Source organism: Microbacterium sp. AC026 (genome assembly GCF_979258475.1).
On sequence record NZ_OZ409857.1, the window covers coordinates 2,402,848 to 2,414,991 of the forward strand.

The 12,144-nt window shown below is 69.1% G+C and carries 16 protein-coding genes; 10 read left to right on the plus strand and 6 right to left on the minus strand.

Going from position 1 to position 12,144, the window contains the following annotated elements; translation table 11 throughout:
- Nucleotides 1–28 precede the first annotated feature (28 nt).
- Nucleotides 29–1,045 (plus strand): magnesium and cobalt transport protein CorA, encoded by a 1,017-nt coding sequence (locus ACZZ93_RS11985; RefSeq protein ID WP_053098117.1) that lies wholly within the window; start codon nucleotides 29–31, stop codon nucleotides 1,043–1,045.
- Between the two features lie 204 nt (nucleotides 1,046–1,249).
- On the opposite strand, the gene ACZZ93_RS11990 is transcribed toward ACZZ93_RS11985, so the two are convergent.
- The 3 genes from ACZZ93_RS11990 to ACZZ93_RS12000 all read right to left on the minus strand — a co-directional run bounded on the left by ACZZ93_RS11990 (nucleotide 1,250) and on the right by ACZZ93_RS12000 (nucleotide 4,820).
- Entirely contained in the window at nucleotides 1,250–3,055 is a 1,806-nt protein-coding gene (locus tag ACZZ93_RS11990; RefSeq protein ID WP_463511167.1) for a sigma-70 family RNA polymerase sigma factor, read from the minus strand.
- Between the two features lie 171 nt (nucleotides 3,056–3,226).
- Nucleotides 3,227–3,451 (minus strand): multidrug transporter, encoded by a 225-nt coding sequence (locus tag ACZZ93_RS11995; RefSeq protein ID WP_400339151.1) that lies wholly within the window; start codon nucleotides 3,449–3,451, stop codon nucleotides 3,227–3,229.
- The gene (locus ACZZ93_RS12000; protein WP_053098106.1) at nucleotides 3,438–4,820 is read right to left on the minus strand and encodes an APC family permease; all 1,383 of its coding nucleotides are present in this window, start codon (nucleotides 4,818–4,820) and stop codon (nucleotides 3,438–3,440) included. The genes ACZZ93_RS11995 and ACZZ93_RS12000 overlap by 14 nt, the downstream gene beginning before the upstream one ends.
- A 211-nt stretch (nucleotides 4,821–5,031) precedes the next feature.
- Between ACZZ93_RS12000 and ACZZ93_RS12005 the strand changes: the two genes are divergently transcribed.
- On the plus strand, nucleotides 5,032–5,676 hold the full coding sequence (locus tag ACZZ93_RS12005) for an MIP/aquaporin family protein (protein WP_053098105.1): 645 nt from the start codon (nucleotides 5,032–5,034) through the stop codon (nucleotides 5,674–5,676).
- A 120-nt stretch (nucleotides 5,677–5,796) separates the two neighbouring features.
- The gene (locus ACZZ93_RS12010) at nucleotides 5,797–6,468 is read left to right on the plus strand and encodes a GOLPH3/VPS74 family protein (RefSeq protein ID WP_400339145.1); all 672 of its coding nucleotides are present in this window, start codon (nucleotides 5,797–5,799) and stop codon (nucleotides 6,466–6,468) included.
- A gap of 6 nt (nucleotides 6,469–6,474) precedes the next feature.
- Here ACZZ93_RS12010 and ACZZ93_RS12015 read toward each other — a convergent pair whose 3' ends face one another.
- Nucleotides 6,475–7,224 (minus strand): DeoR/GlpR family DNA-binding transcription regulator, encoded by a 750-nt coding sequence (locus tag ACZZ93_RS12015; protein ID WP_463511168.1) that lies wholly within the window; start codon nucleotides 7,222–7,224, stop codon nucleotides 6,475–6,477.
- 67 nt (nucleotides 7,225–7,291) lie between these two features.
- Here ACZZ93_RS12015 and ACZZ93_RS12020 point away from each other — a divergent pair, with 67 nt between their 5' ends.
- Together ACZZ93_RS12020 and ACZZ93_RS12025 are read left to right on the plus strand one after the other, a co-directional pair.
- Entirely contained in the window at nucleotides 7,292–7,663 is a 372-nt protein-coding gene (locus ACZZ93_RS12020) for a DUF4406 domain-containing protein (RefSeq protein WP_187249235.1), read from the plus strand.
- Between the two features lie 52 nt (nucleotides 7,664–7,715).
- Nucleotides 7,716–8,081: a cupin domain-containing protein gene (locus ACZZ93_RS12025; RefSeq protein WP_072592087.1), complete on the plus strand. Its 366-nt coding sequence runs from the start codon at nucleotides 7,716–7,718 to the stop codon at nucleotides 8,079–8,081.
- A gap of 15 nt (nucleotides 8,082–8,096) precedes the next feature.
- On the opposite strand, the gene ACZZ93_RS12030 is transcribed toward ACZZ93_RS12025, so the two are convergent.
- Nucleotides 8,097–8,999 (minus strand): SDR family NAD(P)-dependent oxidoreductase, encoded by a 903-nt coding sequence (locus ACZZ93_RS12030; RefSeq protein WP_295103313.1) that lies wholly within the window; start codon nucleotides 8,997–8,999, stop codon nucleotides 8,097–8,099.
- Between the two features lie 10 nt (nucleotides 9,000–9,009).
- Nucleotides 9,010–9,552, minus strand: coding sequence for an isochorismatase family protein (locus ACZZ93_RS12035; RefSeq protein WP_463511169.1), 543 nt, complete (start codon nucleotides 9,550–9,552; stop codon nucleotides 9,010–9,012).
- A 254-nt stretch (nucleotides 9,553–9,806) separates the two neighbouring features.
- Here ACZZ93_RS12035 and ACZZ93_RS12040 point away from each other — a divergent pair, with 254 nt between their 5' ends.
- The 5 genes from ACZZ93_RS12040 to ACZZ93_RS12060 are packed head-to-tail and all read left to right on the plus strand — an operon-like array spanning nucleotide 9,807 to nucleotide 12,103.
- Nucleotides 9,807–10,331: an Asp23/Gls24 family envelope stress response protein gene (locus ACZZ93_RS12040; protein WP_053099288.1), complete on the plus strand. Its 525-nt coding sequence runs from the start codon at nucleotides 9,807–9,809 to the stop codon at nucleotides 10,329–10,331.
- Nucleotides 10,328–10,516, plus strand: coding sequence for a DUF2273 domain-containing protein (locus ACZZ93_RS12045; protein ID WP_053098100.1), 189 nt, complete (start codon nucleotides 10,328–10,330; stop codon nucleotides 10,514–10,516). Before ACZZ93_RS12040 ends, ACZZ93_RS12045 begins: the two co-directional genes overlap by 4 nt.
- Entirely contained in the window at nucleotides 10,516–10,911 is a 396-nt protein-coding gene (locus tag ACZZ93_RS12050) for a hypothetical protein (RefSeq protein WP_187249239.1), read from the plus strand. The genes ACZZ93_RS12045 and ACZZ93_RS12050 overlap by 1 nt, the downstream gene beginning before the upstream one ends.
- Entirely contained in the window at nucleotides 10,908–11,492 is a 585-nt protein-coding gene (locus ACZZ93_RS12055) for a DUF6286 domain-containing protein (RefSeq protein ID WP_053098098.1), read from the plus strand. Before ACZZ93_RS12050 ends, ACZZ93_RS12055 begins: the two co-directional genes overlap by 4 nt.
- Nucleotides 11,489–12,103 (plus strand): hypothetical protein, encoded by a 615-nt coding sequence (locus ACZZ93_RS12060; RefSeq protein WP_056275349.1) that lies wholly within the window; start codon nucleotides 11,489–11,491, stop codon nucleotides 12,101–12,103. The genes ACZZ93_RS12055 and ACZZ93_RS12060 overlap by 4 nt, the downstream gene beginning before the upstream one ends.
- Nucleotides 12,104–12,144: the final 41 nt, after the last annotated feature.

Below are 12,144 nucleotides of genomic sequence, written 5' to 3' on the forward strand. Positions count from 1 at the left end.
CCGCGGCATACCGACGAAGGGAACGCCGATGGCGATCATCGACAACGCGATCTACGTCGACGGTGTCCGCACCGAGAATCCGCGGAGCCTCAGTGAGACGTTCGAGGTGCTGCGCGAACGCGGCGGCATGAGCTGGATAGGTCTGTACCGACCGAGCGAAGCCGAGATCCGCGAGGTCGCCGACGAGTTCGGCATCCACGCTCTCGTCGTCGAGGATGCGCTCTCGGGTCACCAGCGGTCGAAGCTCGAGCGGTACGGAGACGTGCTGTTCATGGTGCTGCGATCCGCCCGGTATCTGGATGCCGCGGAGGAGGTCGAGTTCGGCGAGATCCATGTGCTCGTGGGGCCCGACTTCGTGGTGACGATCCGCCACGCGGAGTCTCCCGACCTGGGGCGGGTGCGACGCCGACTCGAAGACGACCCCGGTCTGCTGAAGCTCGGTCCGGAGGCGGTGCTCTATGCGATCCTCGACGAGGTCGTCGACGAGTACGCACCCGTGCTGTCGGGACTCGAGAACGACATCGACGAGATCGAGAGCCAGCTCTTCGAGGACGAGGTCGACGCGACGCAGCGCATCTACGAACTCGGTCGTGAGGTGATCGACTTCCAGCGCGCGGTGCAGCCTCTCGCGGGCATGCTCGACTCGCTGCTGCGAGGTTCGACGAAGTACGAGGTCGACGAGGAACTGCAGCGGTACCTGCGCGACGTGCTCGACCACACCCTGCGTGTGTCGGAGCGCGCGAACACCTTCCGCACGGTGCTCGACAACGCGCTGACCGTCGAGTCCACGATCGTGGCGCGGCGGCAGAACGAGGAGATGCGGCGGATGACCGAGTTGAGCATCCGCCAGAACGACGAGGTCAAGAAGATCTCGGGCTGGGCGGCGATCCTGTTCGCCCCGACGCTCGTCGGCACGGTGTACGGCATGAACTTCGACCATATGCCCGAGCTGCATTGGACGCTCGGATACCCCATGGCGGTCGCTCTGATGCTGGCGATGGGCGTCGGGCTCTACTGGGCGTTCAAGCGCAAGGGCTGGCTGTAGGCCCCACACGGGTGCGGAAGGGAATGCGGGTGGGACTGGGGAGCAGCCCCACCCGCGAGTGCCGCGTCCGTAGGGGAACGCGAGCTCTCGGACACGAAGTCGACTCAGGTCCCCAGGGCCGGCTTCTCGTCCCACTATCAAGACGCTGACGACGCCCGTTCCTGACGCCGCAACCAATATTCCGGTCGGATCCGTGCCCGGACGTCACTTGCCGCCCGGGGTGACGACGACCGCGTACTCGGCTCCAGGACCGGTGACGCCCGACTCCGCATCGACGTATCGCAGGGTGAGCAGGTGGAATCCGAGATGGATGTCGGGGATGTAGTCGTCGGAGGTCACCTCGTCGATGGCGATGAGGTGGGGCACCACGACGCCGTCGACGGCGACCTGCACCCAGCCGCCCGGGATGCCCTCGAGAGTGACGAGCGCGTCGTCCTGCTCGCCGTCGGCGTCAGCATCCGCCCGGTCGATGTGGAGGCTCGACTGGTCACCGGAGATGACCGGCACGGGGAATGCGAGGGGGCCGACCGGCTCGCTGAGGTCCACGTCGCCGGAGGGTGAGGTGTGCTGGGCCGTGAGCGTCATGCCCTGCCTCAGTTCGCCTCCCGCGACGGAGAGCGTGAACTCACCGTCGTCGTCGACCGGCGCCTGGGCGAGGACGGATCCGAGCTCGTCGATGACGGCGACCGTGCTGCCGGGGATGCCGGTGCCGCTCACCGAGGCCGCGAGGGGACTGCTGGTGTCCCACCCGTCCGGACCGATCGCGAACACGGGCGGGATCTCGACCGGCGGGACCTCGACCGGCGGGGTCGCCACGGGGGGTCTGGTCACCGGAGGGCCCGCCGCCGGCGGTGCGGCCACCGGGGCGCTCGGCGGCTCCGGAACGGCGCGCACAGGTGTGTCCTGCCGAGTCGTCTCGACGACCGGCTGCACTGGCGGCTCCACCGGAGCAGGAATGAGCGGTGCGACAGGTGGGGGCGTCGGTGACGTGTCGTCGTCCGTCGCGGGTGTGGCACCGGGAGTCGGGGCGATGGGTCGGGCGGCGGGCCCGGACGCCTCACCACGGTCGCCGTCTGCCGCCGGTTGCGACCAGGGGCCGACCATCGCCACGGCGACCGTCGCCGCGAGGGCGACCGCGCTTCCCGCGGCGATCCCGATGGTGAGCACGCGGCGGGTCCGCAGGGCGGCGGACGGTCCGATGACGGAGGCGCTCGCTGCCGCGCCGGGCTCGAGAGCGGCGTAGGCGGCTGCCCCGGCGCTGCCGAGTGCGAGGGGCAGCAGCACGGCTCGCAGCTTCGACGAGGCCGTGTCGATGTCTCGCGCGATGATCGTGCAGCCGGCGCACCCTTCGAGATGGGATTCGAGGCGGGGGCGCTCGTGCCGACTCACCGGGCGTCGAGAGCGGCGAACGAGCCGCCCGCACGCCCAGCGACACTCCTCGGGACGGGAAGGGTCGGCGATGAGCGCATCCAGCCAGGCATGGCGGAATCCGTCGCGAGCGCGGAGAGCCAGCGCCGACACGGCATTCGGAGTCAGTCCCATCAGCGGAGCGATCTCGCGCGGCTTCATGCCCTCGACCTCGAGGTACCAGAGCAGGGTGCGGTGGTTCTCGGGCAGATTCTTGAACGCCGCCGCGAGCATCGTCTTGTCCGACAGCTGCTCGATCGCGTCGGGGGCCTCATCGGGGATCTCCTCGATGAACTCGATCGGGATGTCCTTCTGCTTGCCGCCCCACGTCGCGGCGGCGTTGCGGATGGCGGCGTAGAGATACGCCCGGAAGCCATCGGTCGGTCCGCCGCCGTTCTGCATCGCGCTGAATGTCTTCGTGAAGGCCTCGCTGACGAGGTCGTCAGGGTCGATGGAACGCGTCACTGCGCGGGCCGCGCGGAGCCCCGCCTCGGAATGGCGCTGCCACAGCACGGCGAACGCTCGGGCGTCTCCGCTCCGCGTCGCGTCGGCGAGCTCGGCATCCGACCGCGTGTCGGTGCTCGGATCTGTGGTGATGCTCATGGCGTCCCCCCGATCGTGGTGACGGGGTCCGGGTCACCGACTCCGAGACCGCGGAGGCGGTCTCGGAGTCAGCATACGCTCAGAGCTTGCTATCGAGGGGTGAGTCGTGATATATCGGAACGCTGAAGTATCGCGGGGGCGATCCCGCGCGAGTTCTCGCCGCCGCTCCGCCTACTGCTCGGGCTCGTCGTCGACCTCGACCCCGGGTCCGGGTCCCGGCCGCACGGCGGCATCGGGGAGGATGTCGATGCGGGTGTTCCCCTCGTGCTCCGAGACCTCGATGCGCGGGGCGGCATCGGCCTCGGTGGCATCAGGGGCCGCGGTCAGCTGGTCGTGGCGCTTCTCCTCGCTCGTCATGGCGTCATCGGCGTCGGGGGTGAGGTCAGGCGTGCTCATCGTTCTCCTTCGTGGTGGTGGATGACGGGGCTCCGTCGTGGTCGCGACGGTCGGAGCGGTTGCGGCCCCAGCGGGCGAGCAGGTACAGCACGGCGCCGACCGCCAGCAGGATCGCGCCGAACAGCCAGACGACCCCTCGCTGCTGGGTGAGCAGCAGGATGCACGAGGCGATGCCCAGCACCGGGATGACCGTCCAGATGCGGAAGTGATCGTGCTCGACGCGGTCACGTCGCAGCACCAGCACCGAGACGTTGACGCTGAGGAAGACGAAGAGCAGCAGCAGCACGACGGTCTCGGCGAGCGTCGCCAGATCGCCGACGAGCGTGAGTCCCATCGCGACGAGGGTCGTGGTGAGGATCGCCACCCACGGGGTCTTTCGATTCGGCAGCACCCGGCCGAGCACGGCGGGCAGCAGGTTCTGCTCGGCCATCCCGTAGGTCAGGCGGCTCACCATGATCATCGTGAGCAGTGCGCCGTTCGCCACCGCGATCAGGGCGATCAGGCTGAACAGCCAGGAGGGGATGCTGGCACCCGCGGCCTCGACGACCGACAGCAGCGGTCCGCTCGACTCCTGCAGCTCGGAAGCCGGCAGCGCGATGGAACTCGCGACACCCACGAGCACGTACACCGCACCGGCGGTGAAGAGCGCGCCGAAGAGGGCTCGCGGATAGGTGCGCCGCGGATTCTTGACCTCTTCGATCATGTTCGCCGAGGTCTCGAAGCCGACGAAGGAGTAGTAGGCGATCACCGCTCCCGACAGGACCGCCAGGGCGACGGGCGTCCCCTCGGGCGTCTGAGTCAGCCGCGAGGCGTCGCCGCCGCCGCCGACCACGAACATCCCGACCACGACGATCACGATCACGAGACCGCTCAGCTCGATCGCCGTCATCACGAGATTCGCGCCGAGCGACTCACGGATGCCGCGGGCGTTGAGTGCTCCGACGATCGCGAGGAAGACGATCGCGACCGGAATGGTCGGCAGGTCGAAGAACGTGCCGAGGTAGTCGCCGGCGAACGCGATCGCCAGGCCCGCGGCGCTCGTCACGCCGGCCGCGAGCATGCTGAACCCGACCAGGAACGAGACGACGGGGCTGTGGAAGGCGCGCTCCGCGAAGACGGATGCCCCGCCGGCGCGCGGATACTTGGTCACCAGCTCGGCGTACGACCCCGCGGTCAGCAGCGCGAGCAGGAGAGCGAGAAGCAGCGGTGCCCACAGCATCCCGCCGACCTTCTCGGACAGCACACCCATCAGGGCGTAGATGCCGGCGCCGAGCACGTCGCCCAGGATGAAGGCGAACAGCAGGGGGCCGGTGATGGCGCGACGCAGGCGAGTGGGCTCCTCCGGCGTCGTGGCGGTGTCGGAAGTCATCCCGGAACAGTACGGACAAGCGTGCCGATGTGGCGACGGGGTTGACATGCCGTCGCATCGCATTCAGGTATTTCACAGGCGCCAGCGCGGCGTACGCCCGGACTCCGACTGCCGTCGCTAGATTCGGGGGCGTTATCGGAGGGTGCGTCGGCTGGAGTGCGCAGGCGGACGGGGGTCGCCTTCCCTCACCTCTCAGAAAAGAGCACTTCTCATGTCCGGTACTCCCCGAAAGGCGCTCGCCGAAGCGATCGCCACGTTCCTCTTCGTCCTCACGATCATCGCGGCGATCAACAGCGAGAGCCCGCTGACTCCGCTCGCGATCGGCTTCACGCTCGCCGTGCTCGTCTTCTCGACCGGCCACATCTCGGGCGCTCACCTCAACCCGGCGGTCTCCGTCGGCGTCTTCATCCGTGGCGGCCTCAGCGTCGTCGACTTCATCGCCTACCTCGTGGCGCAGTTCGTCGGTGGCGCGCTCGCCGCGCTGGTCAGCTTCGCCGTGTGGCCCGCCGGTGGCGAGGCTCTGGTCGTCGAGGTAGGACCCGCCTTCTTCGTCGAGGCGCTGTTCACGCTGATCCTCGTCTGGGTCGTGCTCAACACCGCGACCTCGAAGGACACCGAGGGCAACTCGTTTTACGGCCTCGCGATCGGGGCGACGGTGTTCGTCGGCGCAGCGACCGTCGGTTCGATCTCGGGCGGCGGCTTCAACCCGGCGGTGGCCCTCGGCCTCTCGGTCGGCGGGTACTTCGACTGGGCCTCGCTGTGGCTCTACATCGTCGCCCCCGTGGTCGGCGCGGTCATCGCGGCTCTGCTCTTCCGCGTGCTCAACGCGGACGATGCCAAGAAGATCGGCGCGTAACCACTCTTCATCGAACGCCGCGTCCTCTCCGGAGGGCGCGGCGTTCGTGCGTGTGGGGGTGTTCCGGAATCATCCGTCCGGGGGATGCCGTCGTGAGGTGGCCGGTCATAGCGTGGATGCATGCTGATCGTCGAGGAACTCCACATGCTGCTTCTCCGGCCTGATGGCCGCGTCGAGAGCGCGGTGAGCGTGAACCGCCTGTACGGCGAGGTCGCGGCCGTGATCGTCGACCTCGCCCTGCACGGACGCATCGCGGTGTCGGACGAGAAGAACCCGGTCGTCGAGATCGTGTCGACCGACCCGACGGGCAACCCGATCCTCGATACGACACTGCAGCGCCTCGTGCCGTTGCGCGGCAAGCGGCTGCAGTCGCTCGTGGTGCGCCCCAAGCTCGATCCGCTCGAGATCGTGGTCGAGTCGCTCATCGTGCAGGGCGTGCTCGTCAGAGGGGAGCGCGGATTCTTCGGCTGGGGGTCGGCACGCACTCCCGAATCCGATTCCACACCCGAGCAGGCGCTGAGGGCGCGGCTCGCCGCGGTGATCGCCGGAACGGGTGCTCCGACGCAGGCCGACCTGGCGCTGCTTGCGATCCTGCAGAATCTCAACGCGGCGCACGCGATCCTGCGCGAGGAGTGCGGCGGGCTGTCCTCGCGCGACCTCAAGAAGCGGATCGAGCAGCTCACGGCAGGTTCGCAGGCAGGGGATGCCGTCGCCAAGGCGGTCAACGATGCGATCACGGCCGCGATGGTGGCGATCATGACGCCGACGATCGTGGCGGCGACCATCACCTGACACCGGTCAGCGCAGCACCGGCATGCCCTCTGCGAGATCGCCGATGACCGGGTTCGCGTCTTGAGGGTCGACCACGAGACCGGTGATGGCGTCGACGTTCAGAACCGGGAAGCGCGAGATGGCGCCGATCTTCTCCTCGCTGCCCAGGACGTAGGTCTGCGCACAGCGCGCGGCGATCGCGCGTTTGGTGGCGGCGTCGTCGAGGTTGCCGGTGGTCAGGCCGTGGACGGGATCGACGCCCGTCACGCCCAGGAAGAACAGGTCTGCGGCGAGATGCTGCACGGCCTCCATGGCGAGGGGGCCGCTCGCGACCATCGAGAAGCGGGCGAGTTCGCCGCCGATGATCACGACGCGGGCGTCGGAGTGGTCGGCGACGGCGAGGGCGATCGCCGGGCTGGGGGTGATGACGGTCAGGTCGGCGCCGTACGGCAGCATGCGGGCCATCGCGAGCGTCGTGGTTCCGGCATCCAGCACGATCGTCGAGCCCGGCAGGATCAGCTCGACGGCGCGGCGGGCGACCCGCTCCTTGCTCTCGGTGGCCAGCGACGAGCGCTCGTCGACGGGCCGATCGGCCGGCGGAACCGGCAGAGCGCCGCCATAGACGCGGACGAGTTCGCCCGTGTCGGCGAGCTCGCGCAGATCGCGACGGATCGAGTCCTCGGAGACGCCGAGATCGGTGGCGACGTCCTTCGCCACAACGCGACCGTCTCTGCGCAGGATCTCGCGCAGATGATCCTTTCGTTGCGCACTCAGCATCCGAAGCTCCATCCCGTTCATTCACGAAGTTGCACGTTCCTGCACGGTTAACGTTACAGTCTTCTCCATGAACACACCACTGCTGATTCTCATCGCCGGCCCCTACCGCTCCGGCACGGGCGGCGACCCCGCCCTGATCGCCCGCAACCTCGAGGTCCTCGAAGAGGTCGCGGCCCCCATCCACCGTCTCGGCCACGTGCCGATGATCGGCGAATGGGTCGCCCTGCCGATCCTCCGAGGCATGGACGAGACGGATGCCGCCGAGGGCGACGTCATGTACGAGACGGCCCACCGACTGCTGCAGCACTGCGACGCGGTGCTGCGCCTGCCGGGAGACTCCGCCGGCGCCGACAAGGACGTCGAGATCGCGCTCGAGCGCGGGCTGCCCGTGTATCGATCGATCGACGAGATCCCGTCGAGGGATGCCGAAGCCGTGTGAGCGCTGCTCATCGGGAGGGGGCCGTGGCCAGCCGGTGGCTAGGCTCGTGAGCATGACAGACGATGTGCGCAACGTCCACGACGCCCTCTCGACGATCACCGAGCACTGGCAGCCGCACCGGCTCACCAGCGTCAACGACTACGACGTCAAGGTCGTCAAGCTCCAGGGCGAATTCGTCTGGCACACCCACCCCGACACCGATGAGCTGTTCATGGTGGTGAGCGGCCAGCTCACCATCCAGCTCCGCGACCGTGACGTGATTCTGCACCCGAACGACGTCTTCGTCGTGCCGCGCGGGGTCGAGCACTGCCCGAAGGCGACGGACGAGGTGCACGCGATCCTGTTCGAGCCGAAGGGAACGGTCAACACCGGGGATGCCGGAGGCGACATGACTGCGACACTCCAGGAGCTCGCCTGATCCGCCGTCAGATCGTCAGATCGTGAAGCGCACGCCCGAGAGGTGCTCGGCGACCGACCACAGTTCCGCGCCGACGTCGACCGACCGGACCTGGGCGCTCGCGGCGACCCGCTTCGGCGCCCCGCGGAACTCGAGCAGCCCGCCCGGACCCCAATAATCGCCGCCGGTGGCATCGGCCGCGACGGCAGCATGCACGATCGGCGCGGCCCCGGCATCCTTGCCCTGCACGAGCGGGCGGCTGACCGACGCGAGGGCGCGCGTCAGAGGTGAGACCGCGGCGAGTCCGTCGCGGTGCGGAGTCAGCGGATCGACGGCGTAACCGGGGTGAGCACACAGCGCAGACCGCGCCGTGCCCCGCCACCGGCGGTTCAGCTCGAAGGCGAGGGCCATCAGGGCGGCCTTCGAGCGGCCGTACTGACGCAGCGACGCACCCGTCCACGGCTGAGAGAGCGTGCCAGGGTCGATCTCGGCGAAGCGATGCGCCAGCGATCCGACGGCCACGACCCGAGCGTCGTCGGCGAGCAGACGGTCGAGCTGGGCGACCAGGGCGAAGTGTCCGATCGCGTTGGTGCCGACCATGAGGTCCAGTCCGTCCGCGGTGCGGGCGCTGCGATCCGCCGCCTTGACCCCGGCATTGCAGATCACCGCATCGAGCCGCTCGTCGAGCGATGCCGTCGCCGAGGCGACGCTCGCCAACGACCCGAGATCGACCGGCACGATGTCGAGGTCGGCACCCGGAACCTGCGCGCGGATCGACGACACGGCCACCTGTGCGCGCTCTGCCGACCGGCATCCGAGCAGCACCCTGGCACCCTGCGTGGCCAGGATCTCCGCGCACCAGTATCCGATGCCTGCGTTCGCCCCGGTGACGAGGATCGTGCGGCCGGTGAGGTCGGGGAGCGCGAGCGGCGAGGGCATGTCCTCCAACCTAGGCGGAGACACCCACCCGGTCGGCCGTGCGGACGATCGTCGCGAATCCGCGCGCCGCCAGGATGCTCTCGGTCCGCTGCATGATCTCGTCGCCCGAGACGGCCGCGAGCCCGTCCGTCGCCTCGATCGCCGAGGTCGTCGTCGCATCCGTCACGAACTCCACCGTGAAGCCGAGGTCGGCCGCCATCCGGGCCGTCGTCTCGCAGCACTGCTCGGTGCGGATGCCGCAGACGACCACCCGGCCGACGCCGCGGCGCCGGAGCTGATCTTCGAGATCGGTCGATGTGAACGCGTTGACGGTGGTCTTCGTCACGGCGATCTCGTCGCTCTGCGGGTCGAGGTCGGAGACCACCCGGACGAAGCCGTTGGCCGGATCGAAGACTCCTCCGCTGCCCGGCTCGGAGTGCGTGACCCACACGACGGCGTCTCCCGACCGACGCGCGTACGCGACGAGCTGGGAGATGTTGTCGATGACGCCCGGGTTGGCGGTGGCCGCCCACTCGTCGGGTCGCTGGCGGAAGGATTCCTGCGCGTCGATCACGAGCAGGGCGGTGGCGGGGAGTCGTGGCTCATCCGATCATCCTCGCGGTCCCGGCCCGCGACGGCCAGTGCCTGCACGGCCAGCGACCGCGTGTTCTCTGCCGTCGATCGCCGCTCGGGCGCCGTCTCACAGATTCTCCCGACGAATCTGTGACGAATCCCGCTCGGCGCTCGTCCTATCTGTGAGCGACACACACACGCTCCCGGCGAAGCCACCACGGCCCGGCCGGCACATCGTGAGACGAAGGAATGGTCATGGCAACTCAGGATCAGAACACCCCCACGAGCCCCGCCGACAAGGAGCTCGCTCAGACGTCGACCGCACCGAAGCCGGCTGCCTCGGGTTCGCGCGTCGACCGCACGTCGGCATTCTCGACGTCGCGCGTCCCCGCCGACTCGGATGCCGCGGGCAAGACGGTCATCGCCGACGGCGTCGTCGCCAAGGTCGCCGGCATCGCCGCCCGTGAGGTCGCCGGTGTCTACGCGCTCGGCGGTGGCGGAGCACGTGCCTTCGGCGCCATCCGCGACGCCGTCAACGCCACCGACCTGACGCAGGGCGTCAAGGTCGAGGTCGGCGAGACGCAGGCCGCCGCAGACCTGACCATCGTCGTCGAGTACCCCGCCCCGATCCAGGAGGTCGCGAGCAACGTGCGCGCCGCCGTCGCCGGTGCGATCAGCCGTCTGGTCGGTCTCGAGGTCGTCGAGGTCAACGTCGAGGTCAACGACGTGCACGTCCCCGGTGACGACAACCAGGAGAACGAGGAGTCGCGAGTCTCATGACCCCCACCACCACAGGCGCCCTGATCGGCGCACTCCTGGCCCTGGCTGCTCTGCTGTTCGGGTTCTGGGGATTCCTCCTCATGGCCCTGTTCGCAGGCGTCGGAGCCGTCATCGGCCGGATCGCCTCCGGGAAGCTCGACGTCCGCGGTCTCGCCGACGCCTTCACAGGGCGGCGCACCTCCTGATGCGCGTCGACCAGCACCTCGCCGCCGGTGGCGGCCCCGCGCGGGCCGCCACCGCAGAGGCCACCGTCCCTGGGCGCATCGACGTGAAGGAACGCGTCTACCGCACGGTCACCGAGAAGGCGTCCGCAACCCTGATCGGTGTGCCGCGCGGTGACGTGAAGGTCGACGTCGCCGAGCACCCGGGCGGGATCGCCGTGCGCATAGCGACCCCGCTTCCCGTCCCCGATCTCGACGACACCGTCGCGATCTCCCAGAGCGTCCCCGTCCTCGACCGAGCTCGTCAGCTGCAGGAGCAGCTGCAGCAGAGTCTCAGCGGTCTTCTCGGACGTGACGTGACCCGCATCACCCTCACCATCACCGGTGCCACCATCCCAGAGAGGAGACGAGTGCGATGAGCACCCCGGTTCTTCGTCGCGTCGTCCGACGCGAGACGCATTCGCCGCGGACCGTCGCGATGTTCGTCGCGGTCATCCTCCTCATCCTCGCCCTCGCCTACATCGGGCTCGAGATCGTGCTGAGCCTCGCGGCGCAGCCCGCTCTCCTGCTGGGTCCCGCCGCGGCGGGCGGATGGCTCGTCGGCCTGCCCACCGCACAGCCGGCCGGACTCGTGATCGCGGGCAGCGTCGTGCTCGCCCTGATCGGCGTCGTGCTCGTCGTGCTGGCCGTCACTCCGGGTCGCCTGTCACGGCACACCCTCGAGGCGGGCGACAGGGCGGTCGTCGTCGACAACGGCGTGATCGCCAGCGCGCTCGCCCAGCACCTCTCGGAGGAGACGGGCCTGGCTCGCGAGAGCATCACCGTCGGAGTCGGCCACCGCAGTGTCGACGTCACCGTGCGCCCCGGCGCCGGCATCCCCCTCGACAAGGGCGCCGTGCAGTCGGCCACGGAGGCAGAGCTGCAGACCTACCGGCTGACCCGCAGCGTCCGCACCCGCGTGCGCATCGAGCGCCCCCACGAGAAGGAAGACGAGCTGTGAACAACACCAATCGTGCGCTGAACCGCACCCTGCTGCTCATCATCGGCCTGCTCTTCCTCGGACTGGGCGCTCTCGGCATCGCCATCATGAGCTGGCCGACCGCCACCGACATCTGGACGTCGGCCGGCACGGACGCCCGCTCATGGCTCGACCAGGCGATCGCCGCCACGGCCATCGCCGGCGGCAGCCTCTCGTGGATCGGCATCGGCGCAGTGGCCGCGATCGTCATCGTGATCGTGCTGCTGATCGTCGCCCTCACCAGCATCTCGGGCCGCCGGTCGAAGACCGCCTTCCGCTCGAGCGGAGCACAGAACCCGCTCGGACGTGTCACGGTCACCGAGTCGTTCGTGTCGGATGCCGTCAAGAACTCCCTCGCCGGGAGAGCGGAGATCCTGTCGTCGCAGGTCACCGCGAACGACATCCGTCGAGAGCCGGTGCTGCATGTGGCCGTCACGCCCCGGCAGAACACCGATCCGCGTGAGCTGGTCGACCACATCGACAAGCTGCTCACCAACCTCGCCACCCTGACCGGCCGCGAGAGCGCGACCTTCGTCTCGATCCACACCGGCCTCCGGGCGCGGCTCGCGCACGATCAGCGACGTCTGTCGTGAACGTCGGACCTCGCCCCCACCACCCCAGGAAGCAGGACATC

Excerpts from the sequence above, each read along its gene's own strand:
- ACZZ93_RS11985 (WP_053098117.1), top strand. The coding sequence starts at position 29 with ATGGCGATCATCGACAACGCGATCTACGTCGACGGTGTCCGCACCGAG.
- ACZZ93_RS11995 (WP_400339151.1), bottom strand. The coding sequence starts at position 3,451 with ATGAGCACGCCTGACCTCACCCCCGACGCCGATGACGCCATGACGAGC.
- ACZZ93_RS11990 (WP_463511167.1), bottom strand. The coding sequence starts at position 3,055 with ATGAGCATCACCACAGATCCGAGCACCGACACGCGGTCGGATGCCGAG.
- ACZZ93_RS12015 (WP_463511168.1), bottom strand. The coding sequence starts at position 7,224 with ATGCTGAGTGCGCAACGAAAGGATCATCTGCGCGAGATCCTGCGCAGA.
- ACZZ93_RS12025 (WP_072592087.1), top strand. The coding sequence starts at position 7,716 with ATGACAGACGATGTGCGCAACGTCCACGACGCCCTCTCGACGATCACC.
- ACZZ93_RS12005 (WP_053098105.1), top strand. The coding sequence starts at position 5,032 with ATGTCCGGTACTCCCCGAAAGGCGCTCGCCGAAGCGATCGCCACGTTC.
- ACZZ93_RS12000 (WP_053098106.1), bottom strand. The coding sequence starts at position 4,820 with ATGACTTCCGACACCGCCACGACGCCGGAGGAGCCCACTCGCCTGCGT.
- ACZZ93_RS12040 (WP_053099288.1), top strand. The coding sequence starts at position 9,807 with ATGGCAACTCAGGATCAGAACACCCCCACGAGCCCCGCCGACAAGGAG.
- ACZZ93_RS12020 (WP_187249235.1), top strand. The coding sequence starts at position 7,292 with ATGAACACACCACTGCTGATTCTCATCGCCGGCCCCTACCGCTCCGGC.
- ACZZ93_RS12050 (WP_187249239.1), top strand. The coding sequence starts at position 10,516 with ATGCGCGTCGACCAGCACCTCGCCGCCGGTGGCGGCCCCGCGCGGGCC.
- ACZZ93_RS12030 (WP_295103313.1), bottom strand. The coding sequence starts at position 8,999 with ATGCCCTCGCCGCTCGCGCTCCCCGACCTCACCGGCCGCACGATCCTC.
- ACZZ93_RS12055 (WP_053098098.1), top strand. The coding sequence starts at position 10,908 with ATGAGCACCCCGGTTCTTCGTCGCGTCGTCCGACGCGAGACGCATTCG.
- ACZZ93_RS12045 (WP_053098100.1), top strand. The coding sequence starts at position 10,328 with ATGACCCCCACCACCACAGGCGCCCTGATCGGCGCACTCCTGGCCCTG.
- ACZZ93_RS12010 (WP_400339145.1), top strand. The coding sequence starts at position 5,797 with ATGCTGATCGTCGAGGAACTCCACATGCTGCTTCTCCGGCCTGATGGC.